Here is a 17,334-nt window from a genome sequence, read left to right as displayed (position 1 = left end):
GGCCATATGGCCCGCCTTTTGTGCTTTTAGCGGCTTATCTTTTCCCTTTCTGGAGCTTTATGTATATCGGGAAGTGGTCGCTGTATCCCCCCAAGTAGGTGGTGCCCGTGAAGGTTCTGATAGGGCTATTTTTCAGCTTCCCGAAATTGTGTTTGGCAAAATCTGGTGCATGTATATGCTCAGAGCCTCTGACATACTGCAGCCCCTGCCCGTTTAAAAAAGATTTAGAAACCATAATTTGATCCAGCATCTGGAATTTGTTTCTCCTGTATACACTGCCGTTACCTTGCACATGGGCCATATAAAAGATATTGAAAAGTTCCTTGTTATAAGCAGGGTTAGGACGCCCGGTAGCTTTTAAAACGTTTTCCAGGATCGGCGAGGAGGGCAGCTCCCCAAAATCACCCATCACAATTATTTTAGCGTTGGGATCAGCTTCCAGCAGATTGTCGATAAGTTTACGTAGCGTGGTAGCGGCAGCTCTACGATTTTGCGCTCCGGCTCTTACATTGCCCGTATTGTCTGGCCAGTGGTTCAGGTATATCGTTATCGGTTCTTTCTGCAACAGTCCTTTAATTTCTACTATCTCTCTGGTTTTCGTGTTCCTCGGCAGGTTTTCAACCGGAATAGTGCGGTGCGCTGTTGGCGTAAATTGTTTAGGATTGTAGAGGAAAGCCAGATCCAGGCCAGCTATATCAGGAGATTCGTAGTGAATAATGGCATAGTTGTGCTTTTTAAGCGGTGTAGTATTCATCAGGTCTTTTACAACCTGCTGGTTCTCAACCTCGCTCAGGCCTATTAGCGTAGCTCCTTTTTTACCACCGATGTCCTGCATAACATTAGCCAGGTTGCTGATCTTCTTTCGGTACCGTGTGTCGTCCCAGGCAAGAGCTCCGCCTGGAGTAAAATCCAGATCGTTTCGCTCGGTGCTGGCTTGCGTATCGTATAATTTCTCAACGTTATAAAAGGCTACCGTGTGCAAATTCTTATCTTTTTGAAATAAGGAGGCACAGCCTGTAAAGGTGATTGTTGTAAAAAGCAGTAAGAGGGTTTTTATTCCGTATCGCATCGCGTAACTTTGTACTAATATATGTGAGTAGGCATATTACGAGATATAGATATAACAAAGTTCAAAAATTACGAAAATGAAGAAGTCAGAGATATACTTTAGCATTGCCCTGGACGATCAGAAGATTCCCGAAGCCATCAGCTGGAGAGCAACCGATGCCGGAGAAAAAATACATTTTGCCAAAGCCATTAACATTTCTCTTTGGGACAGAGATGAGGCGGGCACAATGAAAATTGACCTTTGGACAAAGGATATGCCGGTTGAGGAGATGAAATACTTCTACATTGACAGCATTGGTGCAATGGCACAAAGCATCGCTACTGCTACCAGCGACCAGGTAATGGCCCAGAAAATGCGTGCCCTCTGCGAAGAGCTGATGCAGCATGTAGAGCAGGACAGGCAAAAGAATGGCTAATGATGCCTGTGTTATAAACAAAAAAGCCACTCTTAGGAGTGGCTTTTTTAATATCTAAAAAAGGTTTGGTTGGTCTTTATTTTGTGGAAGAAAGTGATGCCCTAAGATCAGCTGCTTTTTCTGTAGCCTGACCAGCATTGGCCACATATGCTTTATCTGCCTGAGTATAAGCTTTGCGGTTTCCGAAGTAGTTGCTATACTGGGCTGTGCTTAAAATGTCTTCCAATGCAAGATCGCGTTCAGCGCGTGCTTCTTTACACTTCTGCTCGATAAGTTCGGCGTTACCTGCATACGCTTTTTCTATAGCGGCTATTTTGGCAATTACAGCCAGGTTTATCTCTTTTACCTTGTTTGCCTGATAGTTGTTTAAGCGTAGTTCCTTAATCATCTGGCTGCTTATGTTTGCTGCTCTTGCTTCAACCGAAACTTTGTTGCCGGAAGCAGTTGTGCCAAATACAATTCCAAATGTTAAGAGAGCTAATGCAAGTAATTTCTTCATAAGTTGTGTTTTATTTTGTTGTGTTAATAAGGTACTTCGTTGTGTCAGTCTTAATAACAAAGGAGCAGGCAGAATGATTCATTTCTGTAACATCAGGCACATTACCATTATCTGTGCTTAAAGCAAGAGAGGCTGCCTGTATCAGGGCAGCCTCTCTTGCTTTAACTGTCAGTGATTTGCTTTTACCACTTATTTTTCCACATCATCGACTCCACCGGAGCAATAGTGCGGGTATTGTATTTAGCGTTCTCTTTCCTGTTGTAATAGTTTTGGATACCGCCTTTTACTTCGAAGTAGATTAACTGCCCAATTGGCATCCCATAGTATACGCGTACAGGCTGTGTAACAGAAATTTCCAAAGTCCAGGTATTACAGAAGCCTACGTCGCCTTTTCCTGCTGTAGCATGTATATCTATACCTAAACGGCCAACACTCGATTTTCCTTCTAAAAACGGCACGTGTGCATGGGTTTCGGTATACTCCAGGGTAACGCCCAAGTACAAAACTTCCGGGCGTAGTACGATGCCTTCTTCCGGTATCTCAAACACGTCTATCTCGTTATGGGCACGGGCATCCAACACTTCGTCGCGGTAAGTAGCCAGGTAACGGCCCAAATGCACATCGTATGAATTGGTGCCAAGGCTGGAAGGCCGGAACGGCTCAATCAGAATGGTGCCTTTTTCTATCTCCTCTAAAATTTGCTGATCTGTTAATATCATGTGATGGGCTTTTACAAGCTGTAAAAGTAGTAAAATAAGCTGAAAAGCCACTAATGGAGGTGTGAGAATATAGCGGTGAATTTGTTGCCCGTCTACCTGTAATGATTACTTAAAGAAGTAAAAAGAGTAGTGTAAGTTTAGATTAATTTGTCACCTGCTTTAAAATCAGCTTACCTTTCTTATTCCATTGATAACCTATACTCCACACCCACGCTTAAGTTCAACCGTTTTACACTGCTGCTGTTTCCTTTGTTTAAGCCTTCGAAATAATGGCTGTAATCGGGGCTTAGTGTAAAGGCAGCTTTATCAGAATGCTTGTATTTAAGCACTATACCTGCACCAAAACCATACAGGCTCTTGTTGAACTGGGTAATAACACGGGTTGTCTCTACTTCTCTGTTATCTGAATAAGTTGTTGTCTCTTTTTTGCTGGTTGGAAATTGTGCCCGCAAACCCGCTGACGCATACACGTCAAATTTTTCGAAGCTGATTGCCTTGTAATCGTAGTTAAAGTTCAGCACGGCAGTATGAATTGCCAACTCTGTTTTTACCGGTACTTCAGGGTCAGGTGGTGAGCTATTGTAGTTGTAGGTTAGACGGCTGTTCATGTCAATGCTACCCAGGTCCAGTCGGATTCTGCTGTTGTGGCCAATATCGGTGCCTATTCTGGCCAGAAAATTCCAGCTGGGTTTGTTCCTGAAACTTGCATCTGGAGTGGGTAAGGGCAAAGAGTTATCCAGTGTAAAATCTGGTCCGGCATTTATTCCAAAGAAAAGTTTGCTTTGAGAGCTGGCAGTGAATGTGCAAAGCAGGAAAGACAGCAGAATGAATAACTGTTTCATGGGTATAACTGCAGGTGAGAAGTACTGTTATACTAATATAGCAATAATTTGCGGGAATGATAAATAAGCCGGCTGAAACAGATACTTAGAAAACAAAAGCGGCAGGAACCATTGCTGGTGCTGCCGCTTCCGGTAATTTTCTGTTTTTACACTATTGCTGATGTGCCTCTTGTAATGCTTCAAAATTCGCTTGCAGGTATTGTTCTACCAGCTCATCGGTAATGGATGTAGAAACAAACAAGGCTTCGTATTGCGATGGTGCAAGATATATACCTCGCTGCAGCATGCTGTTAAAGTAGCGGCCGAATAAAGCTGTGTCTGAAGTTTTGGCACTTTCAAAATCTGCTACACGCTGCTGGGTAAAGAAAATACTAAACATAGAGCCAATGCGGTTTATCGTATAGTTCAGGCCGAGCTTTTGCATGTTCTCCTGCATGCCATTTACGATTTTAGAAGTTGTGTTTTCCAATGTTTCGTAAACGGATGCGTTGTTGTGCAGGTGCTGTAGCATAGCCATACCTGCTGCCATCGCAATAGGGTTACCCGATAGGGTGCCCGCCTGGTATACAGGCCCGGCAGGAGCTACAAAGTCCATTATTTCTTTTTTACCACCGTAGGCACCTACAGGCATACCGCCGCCTATAATCTTGCCAAGCGTTGTCATATCTGGTGTAATACCCAGTAACTGCTGTGCCCCGCCAGGTGCCAGGCGGAAACCTGTCATCACTTCGTCGAAAATAAGCACAATGCCATGCTGATCACAGAGCGTGCGAAGTCCCTGCAGAAAATCAGGTTCAGGTGTTACCAGCCCCATGTTGCCTGCCACAGGTTCCAGAATGATGGCGGCTACATGATCCTTATTAGCATCTACCAGTGTTTTTACGGCTTCCAGGTTGTTATAAGGTGCTGTAAGTGTATCGGCAGCAACACCCATGGTTACTCCCGGACTATCAGGATACCCCAAAGTAACAGCGCCACTACCGGCAGCTATCAAGAAGGAGTCACCGTGGCCGTGGTAGCAGCCTTCAAACTTAATAATCTTGCTGCGGCCTGTATAGCCTCTGGCCACGCGAATAGCCGACATGGTAGCCTCTGTACCCGAATTTACCATACGTACCTTCTCTACCGAAGGCACCATGTCAATAATGAGCTCGGCGATTTCAATCTCTCTGCGGGTGGGAGCTCCGAAGGAGAGTGAGTTTGGTATAGCCTCCCGAACGGCTTTTTCTACTACCTCTGAAGCGTGGCCTAAGATCATCGGCCCCCAGGAGTTTATAAATTCTATGTACTGATTTCCGTCTTCATCGTACAGGTAGGGGCCTTTGGCTGAAACCATGAAACGAGGGTTTCCGCCTACTGCTCTAAAGGCTCGAACCGGTGAGTTTACGCCACCGGGTATGCTATGCTGTGCACGCTGAAAAAGTTCTTCGCTGATAGGAGCTATCTTCATAGTATAGAGTTCAAATTATTTTTATGATTGCATGGCAGAGTAATTAATTTCTGCAATCTGCGCATGTACTGGCTTTTAATAGAATGTTGGGTTCACGACAATAAGCTGTAGGTTCTCCAGCTTGGTTATCGGAACATATTGATTGTCTTTTTTAGGTTCTGTACTGGCAGTGCCATTGGTGTAACCAATACCCTGGTAAAGAACGCCCGGCTTTACTCCGCTTGCAACCAATGCCTGGCTCAGGTTAGAACCGTACTGCTGGAGCAGGTTGCTGTAGTAGAACAGCATCTCAAAACCAGCATAGGCGTAGGCCGAAGGTGGTAAATTATACTTTGCTGTATAACGTTTCCTGAACCAGTTGGTAGCCGGCGACATTCTGTTTACATACTTGGGGCTAATAAAATATATCTCCTGGTTGTCGAGTTGGCGCAAAGAGATCTGGTTAATCTCCAGCCATTTGTCATACGTAATCAGGGGCAGCCTTTCAGGTCTTCCGCTCAGTAAACTCATCGCATTTACAGCAGCGGTCATTTTATCTGAAAAAACGGCTAAGTGGCCAATATTTGTGAGGTCGAGGCTGGTAAAAGCCGAGGCGGTAGCAGAGGCCTGGGCTGAGTTTATTTTTTTATAAGCCTTTACTTTTCCTCCCAGGCTAATGAAGTGCTGGCGGTAATAGCGCGCAAAAGTTGTGTCGGAGGAGGCACCTTCGTATAAAATAGTAACCGTTTTAGGAGAAAAGTTGTTGTACGCATAGCTGGCTGCCTGCCGTGCCTGTGTGGCTATAGACGACTCAAACAGGTATACCTGCTGGCTGTTTTGCGCCACCTCCAGGTCTTGGGTGAGTGGGTTTATAACAGGAATATTGTGCTGTGTAGCAAAGCGGGCTGCGAGCGGTGCGGCAGATTTATAGATCGGGCCAATGACAAGGTCCATCTGTCGCATCTCTGGCAGCGCCAGCGTTTTTCGGGCAGTAGCTGTATCTGTACCGACATCATAAGAGTAGAGGTTCACTTGTATGCCTAATTGTGCAAGCGAATCCTGGGCTAGCTTCATGCCGGCATATAAGTCGTTTACAAACTGATTTTTACGGGCAGATTGGTTTGGATCCTGGTTCAGCTGGAAGGGGAGAAGGGCTGCTATACGTATACCCTGGCCGTTCCTGTTGCTTGTACGGAGATAGCGGTTGCGATCCAGGTTATGCCTGGCAACCAGGTTTTCGAGAATGGTTTTGTCCTGTGGGCGATACCAGCCGTTTACCAGCTTATCGGCAAAGGCCTGTGCTACTATTTTATCTTCGGGGTTTAGCTGTAGCAGTTTCTCAAAAGTTGTGCGGTCGTTCAGGCGATTCAGGTAGTAGCGCTTGAGGCCATCGGCATCGGAGCGAAGTGCCGATGATTTAATAAGCCGAAGCTCAGCCAGTGCCTGCTCATAGTTGTTCCGCTCAAATAATACATTTGCCAGTAAATACTGGGCTTCCGGCATGCCTTGCCATTGCGGATGCTGTTCCTTCAGCTGTTGCAGCATCAGGTTGGCATCTACCAGTTTGGAGGCATTCAGGGCAGCCAGCGCATAAAAGTAGGAAGCTTCCGGAGCGTATGGGTTCCCGGCATCTGTTAAAGGCATCAGCTCGGCCATTGCCTGGTCGAAACGCTGCTGCTCCAGTAAGATTTTACCGTTGTTGTACCTTACTTCGTTGTTTTGCTGAGCACTTGCCGGCAACGCTAAAGCTCCGGCTAAAAGTATAGCCGCTAGATGCTTCCAAAAGTTTCGTTTCATCGTTTTAAAACAGTATGCTATAAAAGGCATAAGACAAAGGACGCAAGACATCCGGCTTTTAGTTCTTTACTTCAAGTCTTATGTCTTGCGTCTCCAATCTTCTTATACCTGGTTTTTATTCCCACTCAATAGTAGCTGGTGGTTTCGAGCTAATATCGTACACTACGCGGTTTACGCCTTTTACTTTATTGATGATTTCGTTCGAAACATCTGCCAGGAATTCATACGGCAAACGCGACCAATCTGCTGTCATACCATCCACACTTGTTACAGCGCGAAGGGCCACCACGTTTTCATAGGTACGCTCATCTCCCATTACACCCACCGACTGTACCGGCAATAGCATAACTCCCGCTTGCCAAACTTCATCATACAATCCTGATTTACGTAGATTTCTGATGAAGATATCATCTACCTGCTGCAGGATATGCACTTTCTGCGGCGTGATGTCACCTAAAATACGGATAGCCAGTCCCGGACCAGGGAAAGGATGGCGGCCGATAATCAATTCATCAATTTTAAGTGTTCTTCCCACCAAACGAACTTCATCTTTGAAAAGTGTTTTAAGCGGTTCCACCACTTTCAGTTTCATGAAGTCGGGCAGGCCACCTACGTTATGGTGCGATTTAATGGTGGCAGAAGGACCTTTTACACTCAGCGATTCAATTACGTCCGGGTAGATAGTGCCTTGTGCAAGCCATTTTACGTTTTCTATTTTGTGTGCTTCATCATCAAAAACCTCTATAAACACACGGCCGATTGCTTTACGCTTCAGCTCAGGATCTGAAATACCAGCCAGTGCCGTATAGAAACGGTCTTTGGCATCTACACCCTTCACATTCAGGCCCATGTGCTTGTAAGAATCCAGCACGGCCTCAAACTCATCTTTGCGTAGCAGGCCGTTATCAACAAATATACAGTAGAGGTTTTCCCCGATAGCCTCGTGTATCAGCATAGCAGCCACACTGGAGTCTACGCCACCCGAAAGCCCTAAAACTACCCTGTCGTTACCTACTGTTTCGCGTATTTCGGCTACGGTACTTTCGATAAACTGGTCTGGAGTCCAATCCTGAGAGCATTCACAAATATGCACTACAAAGTTGCGGAGCAATATCTTGCCTTCATCGGAATGGGTTACTTCCGGGTGAAACTGTATACCATATGTCTCATGATCACGCAGTTTATAAGCAGCTACACGCACACTTTCTGTACTGGCAATAATTTCGAAGTTATCCGGAATTTCTTTAATTGTATCTCCATGCGACATCCACACGATCGAGCCAGGGGTAAGTTCCTTCATCAGGCGACTGGCTGTATGCAGTTCTGATAACCTGGCACGGCCATATTCTCTGATGGTAGAAGGGGTTACTTCACCCTGGTGTTCATGAGCGATCAGCTGGGCTCCATAGCAAACGCCCAATACAGGCACTTTGCCAATAAACTGATACAAATCAATGGTTGGATGCTCGTAGTCGCGAACAGAGCAAGGGCTTCCTGATAAGATAACACCTTTTACATCGTCTGTAAGTTCTGGGATTTTGTTAAAAGGGTATATCTCACAATATACATTAAGCTCCCGAACCCTTCTGGCAATAAGTTGGGTGTACTGGGAGCCAAAGTCGAGGATGAGTATTTTTTCTGGCATGCGCAAAGTTAAGGCAGATTTATAGTTTTTACCAACAGTTTGTCTTTTCATTTAGCACAATTGTACCCAAATCTGATTTCTTGCCTCCGTTTTTACTGGTCAAACAGGTTTGTTTAACTACAGAAACGAAGAAACAAAGCCTTTGAATGAAAATTTATTTAAGTATAATCAGTTTATTATGAAGTTGTTAAGCTAGGTGAAAGGTGAAAGAGTGATTTTTTGTGTGGGTATGTTTGCGGCAAGAATAAATTTTACTACCTTTGCAACGGCAAATCGGCACGGTCAGCTCCCGCCGAACTCCCCCAGGTGCGGAAGCGAGCAAGGGTAGGCGGTTGTAGCGACGCGATGTTGGTTTGCCACTTTTTTTTGCCCTCTCTTATAAGTGTATCCAATACATTTATTCTTTATTAATCTCTTTATCCTTTTCTGATTCGGATTATTGCGTTAGATTTGTATGTAAATCTATATCCCATTACTATGAAATTCTTTATCGACACTGCAAACCTGCAGGACATTCAGGAAGCCTACGATCTTGGTGTATTAGACGGTGTAACAACAAACCCGTCTTTGATGGCAAAAGAAGGAATCTTTGGCCACGACAACGTAATGGCGCATTATAAGAAAATCTGCGAAATAGTAGATGGTGACATTAGCGCTGAAGTAATCGCAACAGATTTCGATACTATCGTAAGTGAAGGTGAGTTTTTGGCCAGCCTGCACCCGAACATCGTTGTAAAAGTTCCGATGATCAAAGATGGTGTAAAAGCTATCCGCTATTTCAGCGAAAAAGGAATTAAAACAAACTGTACTCTTGTGTTCTCAGCCGGACAGGCTATTCTGGCAGCTAAGGCCGGAGCAACCTATGTATCGCCCTTCGTAGGTCGTCTGGATGACGTTTCTACCAATGGCTTGCAACTGATTGAGCAGATTGTGGATATCTACAGCAACTACGGCTACCAGACACAGGTACTGGCTGCCTCTGTTCGCCACGTTATGCACCTAGTGCAGTGTGCCGAAATTGGTGCTGATGTAGTTACCTGCCCGCTTTCTGTGATCACAGGTCTGCTAAAGCACCCGCTTACTGATAGCGGCCTGGCTACTTTCTTAGCCGACCATGCTAAAGGAAATAAGTAATCATAATAATTATGAATGATGAATTATGAGTTATGAATGAGGTGGAGGCAAGTGCCCGGTCTCAATTTATAATTCATAATTCATAATTTCTAATTCATAATTCTCTTCAGGATGTATATCATCAAAGTAAAAGGAAAGGCTAAGATTCCGGATTATATTCAGCTACGGGACGACAACTTTGTGCTGATTGCCTACTTCAGGGCCGATCGCCCTTTGAAAAATCTGGATCGCTATGGTTTAGAGGGGAAGGAAGATGGCCTGGCAGCAGTGATAGCCGGTTTAGAGTTTGGCAAACTTCAAAAATTAGAGATTTAATACCACATGAACTTTTCTACTTCGCCAGTCGTGTCGTTACGCGACGTGGTTATTTACCAGGATGTTAATACCATTCTCAGCAATGTGAATTTTGATATTGAGAAAGGAGAATTTGTATACCTGGTAGGTCGCACAGGCAGCGGGAAAAGCTCTTTGTTAAAAACCCTTTACGCCGATTTACCGCTGCAAACAGGCATAGGCTCTGTTTCAGAATTCAGGTTAAGCAAGCTGCCCCGTGCAAAGGTGCCTTTCCTGCGCCGGAAAATAGGTATAATATTCCAGGATTTCCAGCTGCTTTTCGACAGAACTGTTGCTGAAAACCTTTCGTTCGTTTTAAAAGCAACCGGCTGGAAAGACAAATCAAAAATAAAGCAACGCATTTCGGAAGTGCTGATGCGTGTTGGCCTGGATGCGGCTGCCAACAAGATGCCCCACCAGCTGTCTGGCGGTGAGCAGCAGCGCATTGTAATTGCACGTGCCCTGTTAAACGAACCTGTTATTCTCTTTGCCGATGAACCCACCGGTAATCTCGATCCGATGGTGGCAGACGGCATTATGCAGCTGTTTCTGGAAATTAACAACAGTGGTACCGCCATCTTAATGGCAACCCACAACTACGAAATTATTAACCGTTACCCGAACAGGGTATTGAAGTGTGAGCACGGAAAAGTGCTGGACTCGCGTGTAGAATCTTTCTCGCTGACGAATGGTTTTTAATTGCAGGCTTTAATTCAGGTTTTCCCTTATTGCTACGTACTCCTCCTGTTTCTTTTGAATCATAGCCATATCAGCTGGTTTTAGTTGGGCTTATACTTCCTGCCTTCTGTCGTTTAGGGCGCTCCACCAGCCTTCTATATGCTCCCAGTCCCGGGCCGTATAGAGCTCTTTGTTACTATGCAGCGTATTTATAAACTTCTGATAGGTGGCTGTTATGTTATCTGCCTGGATGGTGCTTAGATCATCTGCAGCAACTTCTACGCCTAACATATCCTGCCGAAGCCTGTAGCGGCGGCTCACATCATCGTATAGCTTTTGCCTTTTCTCATAAGCGAGCTCAAACCTTTCTTCCAGCGCCTTAATTTCTTCCCGTTTTTCCACACTATAATGCTCCCGGTATTCATCTGCCTTTGATTCGTGCTTGCTGTATTCTTCCAGCAACTGATCCGCCTCTTCTTCCCAGGCAGCTTCTGTAACGTCAGTAGCCATAGCGGTATCCTGTTCAACGTCTGCTACAAAATTACGAAGGTCCTGGTACGCCTGTTCTGCTTCTTTATCTGTGGAACTGCCTGAAGAGCAGGAGAAGTAGAGAGGAAGCGTTAGTAGCAGGAAGAAGCTGTATCGTAACATAGACAAGCCCGGTTGGTGGAACAAATTAAAGTAACGAAGCCCTGTCATCTAAGTTGCATTTTGTGCCCTCGGTAAAGCTGAACAAGCGCAGGTATTTTATATTTAATAATGAAATAGTCATATTTACAACCTGCTAGTTGGGCAAAAGTTTTTGTAGCCAGGCATTTATTTCCGGTGATATTTTAAACCCAATTGTTAGGCCGGCATAAATCACAGTTATCAGTAAAGATCTGACAAAGATATCTAAAAATACGTTACCTAAATCTGGCAGAAGATAAGCTGCACCCAGAGATACAGCAGCAATAAACGTAATGGTAACAGAACTCCAGGCAAAAGGCTGCAGGTTGTATATAAATTTTACAAACAGGAGCCGCGACATGTTAATGAACAGATAAGAGATCATAGAGGCAAAAGCTGCTCCATTAATGCCATAACGCCTGATAAAGTACCAGTTTGTCCAGATGGTGAGGCCAGCCAGCAGTATGTTGAAAGAAAGGTCCCACCTGTATTTATCAGACGTAGCCAAAATAACGCCGTTCAGGCTTGTAGCCAGGTCCACCACGCGGGCAATTATCAGAAAGAGTACGACATACTTTCCGGCACGATATGTTTCCGGCATAAAATCAAAAAGGTTATCTATGTTAGCCCAGATGCCAATTGATAAGAGTAAACCAATGATCAGGTTGATAAGTGTAATGTTCTTGTACAGCTTCCCCATACTTTCCATATCCTTGTCTTTCCAGAATTCAGCTACCTGTGGGTGTGCGATTTTCAGCAATGACTTGGCCGGAACAATAACGGCGCTTGTAATATAAAAAGCTGTGGTGTAAATGGCGTTGTCACTTAAACTGTAAGAACCAATCATTACCTGGTCTATGGTAGTGATAATAGTAGTGGAGATGTTGCCCAGAAATGTAAAAAAGCCATAAAAAAGCAGCTCTCTAATCGGAACAATCTGCAGTACTGCCAGCGAAGGGCGCAGAAACATTTGTTTGAGCCATAAAACATATACTACCAGCACAAGCGTAATGGCAGAGTTAATGCCTATGTACAGTAGTACGAACTGGTGAAAGCTGAGCCAGTTAAAGGCATATACCAATATGAGGAGCGATGTAAGCACCCTGAGCAGGAAGTCCTGCGCAAAAGACGAAATGATGGTTTTGTACAGCGACCGCAGGTAAGCGGTAAGCATGTTAAAGAGTAAGGTAAAAAGAGCCAGTGGAATAATATAGTAGTAGTAATCCACCAGAATACTGGATCGTTCCTGGTAATACGCTATCACAAAAGGCTTAAGCAGAAGAAAGGCTGAGGTCGCAACCAGAAAACCAAGCAAAGGGATAGACAACAACAGAAACAGAAAGCCATTGTGTTGTCTGTCTTTATTTCGAAAGTAAGGGAAGTACCGTGCACTGGTATTTACAAAGCCAAGCGCTGAAAACTGAGCATACATCACAGAGATAGTGGCCAGTAACCTGGTAAGCCCAAGCTGCTCTTCCTCCAGGAAATTAGGGAACAGCAGCACTGTATTTACATATCCGATGCCGATACCTACATAGGAGATGATTGAATTCCAGATTCCTTCGCGCTGTAAAATTTTGCTCATTAACGGATACTATACACTAAGCCTGTAAAGGTAAGTATTTGAAGATTGGCACCTGTGGAAATTTTTTTAAAAGAGAAATTATCGAACAGTATTCAATAGCTTTCCAAGTCTGAAACACCTCTTATTTCATAACTTCAAGCCAGCCCTTGAACTCTTTAGATGAGCTACTGCTTTTGATATAGTAATAGTAAGAACCGGCAGCAATATCAGGCGAACCCCAGTTGTTTTGGTAGTTACCGGACTTATAAATCAATTTTCCCCACCTGTTATATATTTCTACCCGTACGTTGTTGGGAGGGAGGCCGATTAGAATGAATGTATCATTTAATCCGTCGCCGTTTGGTGTGATAATGTTCGGGATCTGTGGGCATTCTTCGTAGGTTACCTGTACGGTACGCCTGTAGGCACAGCCATTAACTATAATATCCACCCAATATTCACCTGTAGCGGCAGCAGTAAGGGTAGGAAAAGTTGAGCCATCAGACCATTGGTACGTAGCTCCGGCAGTAGTAGCATTTATCAGAGCATTTTCTCCATAACAAACTGAATAATGCTGGTTATCTGGTAGTATAATAGTAGGAACAGTAGCTTCCTCTACTTGTATAATGCTTTGGGAGGTACAGCCGCTGGCGTTTGTTACTTCAACAGAGTAAGTTCCTGCCGTATTTACCGTAATACTGGAACTTTGGGAGCCATTACTCCACAGGTATGATGAAAAACCTGCCGGGGCCTGTATGGTAGCTGAGGTGCCGGGGCATAAGATAATGTTACTCCCTAAGTTTATAGCGGGTACAGGTAATTCCTGAACAGTAATGGTGTCGGTAGCCAGGCAAGTGCCATGCGGTGCAGTTACCCAATATTTACCGGCTTCTGTTATCGTTATCTTTTTCCCCTTGTGCCCAGTACTCCAAGTCGGATCAAGATCAGTATTTACTTCTAGCTCAATACTGGAGCCGGTGCAGAAACTAGTAGCACCAACAATGGGAAGCTCGGTCTTATTTTGAACTACAAATTCTTTTCTGGCGCCATCTGTTTGAGTGGATGTAGTTTGATTAGCAACAGCTGGATTTAGTAAATTCCAGGCGGATGTGGCATTATCTTTTCGGGAAAAAATTTCAACCTCACAAAGCTGTTGTGGGCTTTCATACTGTATGACATAGGAGTTAGTGTTGCCAATTGCTGGGAATACACCATAATATTCTGTTACTGATTGTGGATTGCTAATGCCCACAGTACTGTTAGGCCTGCCTCCGACATAGTAAAGATGAATACCTTGGTCAAAAGGACTAGCAACTATTTGATCTACCCACACCTTGTTGCCATTGCCACCAGCTATTTCAACCTTTTGATTTTGCCAGGTGCTAGGGTAAAGGTAAACGCTTCTGTCTCCTATGGCTGCCCCTGAAGTAACTCTGGCCGAAGCTGCATCCATATCCTGAAAAACGCCGTGAAGCCTGTAGCTGCTGTGGTCCTGAACTGTTGAACCGGAAGTTTCATCTAATTTAAAGTAAGCGACAAGGTTTGTAGAGTTATCAGGAATTGTTTTACACATATTCTTCCGAATTTCCTCTGCTGTCAGAGCTCTGTTCCAGACACGGATTTCGTCAACTTCACCGTTATAATACCAGGTTTGACCAAGATAGAAATAAGTGCCTACCAAAAGAGGTTCATCTGATCTCAAATCGGTTTGGGTATAGTTAGTAACTGATTCTCCCTGTAAAACACCGTCAACGTAAATTAGCCATGAAGTGCCGGTACAAACTCCGGCTAAATGATGCCATTCCCCATCAGCTACAAAAACATCTGAATAGCCGGAAAGGCGATACTGGCCTGAACCATCTCGACCAGAGAAACCTGCTTTGCCATTTAGTGTATGTAATTGAAATCCACTTTCTCTATCACGATCATACTTTACAACAAAATGCTGATTGTTGAGAGAAGTGGTTTTAATCCAAGCTTCAGTAGTTACCTGGTTTGTGATTCCACGGGAGTCGTGACTAAATGAAACATAGTTATTGAAGCCATTAAAAGTCAAGGCATTCTTAGGCCCTTGCGCAAATAAAATAAAAGGAAAAAGGCAGCTCAAAAGGAGCAATAAGATAATTGTTTTATAAGAAGAATTAGTCACTTGCTGATTTTGAAAAAGAGAGAAGCTTAAAGGTAAAGAAAAAGAAAACTAACCATTGTTCAAAAAATCTTTTATATTATCTAAAGCTAGTTTGGCACTTGCTGCTTCATGTCTTGTTCCAACAGTAGCATTGTAGTATTTGGCATGTTGATAAACAACCGGTCTGTTCACTATATAATTTTCTATAATAGAAATCAGCTTTTCTGTAGTATCTGCCCGTTCCACTACGCCATTTTTAACATAGCCATAGTAGTCATCTAGCAAGGCACCCTCATCAAATTTATAATAGATACTTGGTATATTAAGCAGTGTGGCCTCTAGCAGAATAGATGAATCGCCTGCTATAATGACATCCTGTTGCTCTAGAAACATAAAAGGGCCTTCACTAGCGGGATTAGATAAAGTTGCCTTGGGGCTGATGCCTCTTATAAGATTGAAATCACGATTATCACGTGGATGAGGCCTTATACTTAGAATAAGATCTGGTAAATGAAGACTTAATTGCGTTACAAGTTGTACGATACCTTCCAAGGTATCAATGGTGTTGCAGCAAATACCTACCCGTTGTACTTTGTTAGATGATTTACGTTTTTTGAGGTAATGATCGGCCTTCGGCATTCCGATAAATTTTACTTCTCCCTCTACTGGTCCGCACTGTTGGTAGGTATCCAAAGCAGCCTGGCCCTCAAGCAGACTAAGATCGTGCTCCAACGGCGGAAAACTATTACTAACGCTGGCATGCTGAATGTAAACAGTTGGAATTTTATAATGCTTTGCTGCATAGAGCATGGCACGCGCATCCGGGTTATGATCATTGGCAAAGATGATGGCAGTTGGTCTGTGCTTACGGAGTGTGCGGAGATATACTTCGTAATAGCCGATGGCATCATATACCAGATCGAAAAAACGAAGCACCTTTTTACCGTGAATCTGGTAGAGCTTCCACAGCACGTAGGGATACTTATAGTATGAAAGTATCTTCCAGCGATAAGGTATCCGGTTTACTGTTTTCGCATACCGGCCAATCCGTTTGTTTTGCCCGGCTACAAATTCGGCCTCTGGCATGGCTTCCTTTATAAACTGTAGCGATTCTACATTGTTCTGGCTCACGACATAAAGCCATACCTTTTGCTGCAGGTGATCGATAGGCTTGTTGACTTTAAACAAATTAAAGATCAGTCGCCCTCCAGTATAGAGCAAAACAATAAGCAGTCGCTTAAAAGGATTATTAGGTGAAACCTGCTCCAGCGTATGCCTGGGCAGAGAGGCAAACGTATCCGTGAGTCGGATATGCAGAATTTTCCGGTATAGGTTGGCTGTGTTTTCCAACATGCGTAATTATACCAGGTCCCAGGTTAATGGAGTGCCGGCCTTTATACTTTTTGCTGCTGTTTTGCTTAGCAGTTCCTCATAGTGCTTAGGAGCAAGGCCAAGGCCCGGGCGAATAACGCGGATATTTTCTTTTGTAAAAGCCTCTCCCGCTTCAATGTCTCTGGCAGCATAAATGGAACGCTTGAAAAGGCGGCTTTTTTCCTCGGCCCGCTGCACGCCATACTGCACATAACCCATCGCCTGCCAGGCTCTTTCGGATTCTACTACTAATGTATTCAGCTCCTGAGGCTCCAGCGAAAAGGCAGAATCTACGCCACCATCGGCACGTCTTAAAGTAAAATGTTTCTCTACCACGGTGGCTCCCAATGCAACAGCCGCTACGGCAGCTCCAACTCCCATGGTATGGTCCGAAAGACCCACCTGCACGCCAAACAGATCACGCATGTGCGGGATTGTCAGCAGGTTTGTATTTTCAGGAGTGGCAGGATATGTGCTGGTGCATTTTAATAGAATCAGTTCGGTTACGCCAGCTCCTTTCAGAATGCGCACCGCTTCGTCCAGTTCAGAAATAGTAGCGGCTCCTGTGCTCATGATCACTGGTTTTCCGGTAGCTGCCACTTTTTTTAGTAAAGGGTGATCGGTATTTTCGAAGGAGGCAATCTTATAAACAGGAGCACCTAACTCTTCCAGAAAATCAACAGCTGTTTCATCGAAAGGAGAGGAGAAGGCAATCAGGCCTTTTTCTCTGGCTCTTTCAAAAATAGGCTTGTGCCACTCCCAAGGTGTGTACGCTTCTTTGTAAAGGTCGTACAGTTCACGTCCTTTCCATAACGATCCTTCGTCTTCTATGGTAAAAGCCCCAGGCAGTGTCATGGTATCGGCTGTATAGGTTTGCAGCTTTATAGCGTCAGCTCCGGCTTCAGCGGCGGCATCTACAATGGCCAAAGCGCGGTCCAGCGACTGGTTATGGTTGCCGGACATTTCGGCAATAATAAAAGGCTTATGCGTTAGACCAACTAAACGGCCTGCTATATTTATAGATTGTGTCATGTGTTCTGAA

16 protein-coding genes and 1 other RNA gene are annotated in these 17,334 nt (G+C 44.4%); 5 read left to right on the top strand and 12 right to left on the bottom strand.

The features are described 5' to 3' along the window. Window positions 1–34: 34 nt before the first annotated feature. A complete protein-coding gene (locus C1N53_RS11930; RefSeq protein WP_137759526.1) occupies window positions 35–1,069 on the bottom strand; it encodes an endonuclease/exonuclease/phosphatase family protein in 1,035 nt (344 codons plus the stop codon). 76 nt (window positions 1,070–1,145) lie between these two features. Between C1N53_RS11930 and gldC the strand changes: the two genes are divergently transcribed. After that, a complete protein-coding gene (gldC, locus tag C1N53_RS11925; protein ID WP_137759525.1) occupies window positions 1,146–1,484 on the top strand; it encodes a gliding motility protein GldC in 339 nt (112 codons plus the stop codon). A gap of 76 nt (window positions 1,485–1,560) precedes the next feature. Here the strand turns inward: gldC and C1N53_RS11920 are convergent, their stop codons facing one another. The 6 genes from C1N53_RS11920 to guaA form a co-directional block, all read right to left on the bottom strand. Further along, window positions 1,561–1,983: a hypothetical protein gene (locus C1N53_RS11920; RefSeq protein WP_137759524.1), complete on the bottom strand. Its 423-nt coding sequence runs from the start codon at window positions 1,981–1,983 to the stop codon at window positions 1,561–1,563. Between the two features lie 182 nt (window positions 1,984–2,165). Then, window positions 2,166–2,702 (bottom strand): dCTP deaminase, encoded by a 537-nt coding sequence (gene dcd / locus C1N53_RS11915; protein WP_137759523.1) that lies wholly within the window; start codon window positions 2,700–2,702, stop codon window positions 2,166–2,168. Window positions 2,703–2,881: 179 nt separating this feature from the next. Next, complete coding sequence (locus tag C1N53_RS11910) at window positions 2,882–3,544, bottom strand: outer membrane beta-barrel protein (protein ID WP_137759522.1); 663 nt, start codon at window positions 3,542–3,544, stop codon at window positions 2,882–2,884. 151 nt (window positions 3,545–3,695) lie between these two features. Next, entirely contained in the window at window positions 3,696–4,994 is a 1,299-nt protein-coding gene (hemL, locus tag C1N53_RS11905; protein WP_137759521.1) for a glutamate-1-semialdehyde 2,1-aminomutase, read from the bottom strand. 75 nt (window positions 4,995–5,069) lie between these two features. After that, complete coding sequence (locus tag C1N53_RS11900) at window positions 5,070–6,770, bottom strand: ABC transporter substrate-binding protein (RefSeq protein ID WP_137759520.1); 1,701 nt, start codon at window positions 6,768–6,770, stop codon at window positions 5,070–5,072. Between the two features lie 115 nt (window positions 6,771–6,885). Continuing rightward, on the bottom strand, window positions 6,886–8,415 hold the full coding sequence (gene guaA, locus C1N53_RS11895) for a glutamine-hydrolyzing GMP synthase (RefSeq protein ID WP_137761485.1): 1,530 nt from the start codon (window positions 8,413–8,415) through the stop codon (window positions 6,886–6,888). A 265-nt stretch (window positions 8,416–8,680) separates the two neighbouring features. Between guaA and ffs the strand changes: the two genes are divergently transcribed. From ffs to C1N53_RS11875, 4 genes are all read left to right on the top strand, one after another. Further along, window positions 8,681–8,778, top strand: an RNA gene (gene ffs / locus C1N53_RS11890) — signal recognition particle sRNA small type. Window positions 8,779–8,892: 114 nt separating this feature from the next. Then, window positions 8,893–9,549, top strand: a complete 657-nt coding sequence (fsa, locus tag C1N53_RS11885) for a fructose-6-phosphate aldolase (RefSeq protein WP_137759519.1) — start codon at window positions 8,893–8,895, stop codon at window positions 9,547–9,549. A 111-nt stretch (window positions 9,550–9,660) separates the two neighbouring features. Beyond that, window positions 9,661–9,864: a fructose-6-phosphate aldolase gene (locus C1N53_RS11880; protein WP_137759518.1), complete on the top strand. Its 204-nt coding sequence runs from the start codon at window positions 9,661–9,663 to the stop codon at window positions 9,862–9,864. Window positions 9,865–9,870: 6 nt separating this feature from the next. After that, a complete protein-coding gene (locus tag C1N53_RS11875) occupies window positions 9,871–10,581 on the top strand; it encodes a cell division ATP-binding protein FtsE (protein WP_137759517.1) in 711 nt (236 codons plus the stop codon). A 90-nt stretch (window positions 10,582–10,671) separates the two neighbouring features. Here the strand turns inward: C1N53_RS11875 and C1N53_RS11870 are convergent, their stop codons facing one another. The 5 genes from C1N53_RS11870 to pseI all read right to left on the bottom strand — a co-directional run bounded on the left by C1N53_RS11870 (window position 10,672) and on the right by pseI (window position 17,324). Continuing rightward, window positions 10,672–11,211: a hypothetical protein gene (locus C1N53_RS11870; protein ID WP_137759516.1), complete on the bottom strand. Its 540-nt coding sequence runs from the start codon at window positions 11,209–11,211 to the stop codon at window positions 10,672–10,674. A 133-nt stretch (window positions 11,212–11,344) separates the two neighbouring features. Continuing rightward, on the bottom strand, window positions 11,345–12,814 hold the full coding sequence (locus C1N53_RS11865; RefSeq protein ID WP_137759515.1) for a lipopolysaccharide biosynthesis protein: 1,470 nt from the start codon (window positions 12,812–12,814) through the stop codon (window positions 11,345–11,347). Between the two features lie 121 nt (window positions 12,815–12,935). After that, entirely contained in the window at window positions 12,936–14,849 is a 1,914-nt protein-coding gene (locus C1N53_RS11860; protein WP_168194018.1) for a LamG-like jellyroll fold domain-containing protein, read from the bottom strand. A 141-nt stretch (window positions 14,850–14,990) separates the two neighbouring features. Next, the gene (locus tag C1N53_RS11855) at window positions 14,991–16,274 is read right to left on the bottom strand and encodes a hypothetical protein (protein WP_137759513.1); all 1,284 of its coding nucleotides are present in this window, start codon (window positions 16,272–16,274) and stop codon (window positions 14,991–14,993) included. 6 nt (window positions 16,275–16,280) lie between these two features. Continuing rightward, complete coding sequence (gene pseI / locus C1N53_RS11850) at window positions 16,281–17,324, bottom strand: pseudaminic acid synthase (RefSeq protein WP_137759512.1); 1,044 nt, start codon at window positions 17,322–17,324, stop codon at window positions 16,281–16,283. Window positions 17,325–17,334 lie beyond the last annotated feature (10 nt).

The organism is Pontibacter sp. SGAir0037 (assembly GCF_005491705.1).
GTDB lineage: Bacteria > Bacteroidota > Bacteroidia > Cytophagales > Hymenobacteraceae > Pontibacter.
The sequence above is the reverse complement of the archived record's forward strand: the minus strand, read 5'-3'. Positions and strand labels throughout refer to the sequence as shown.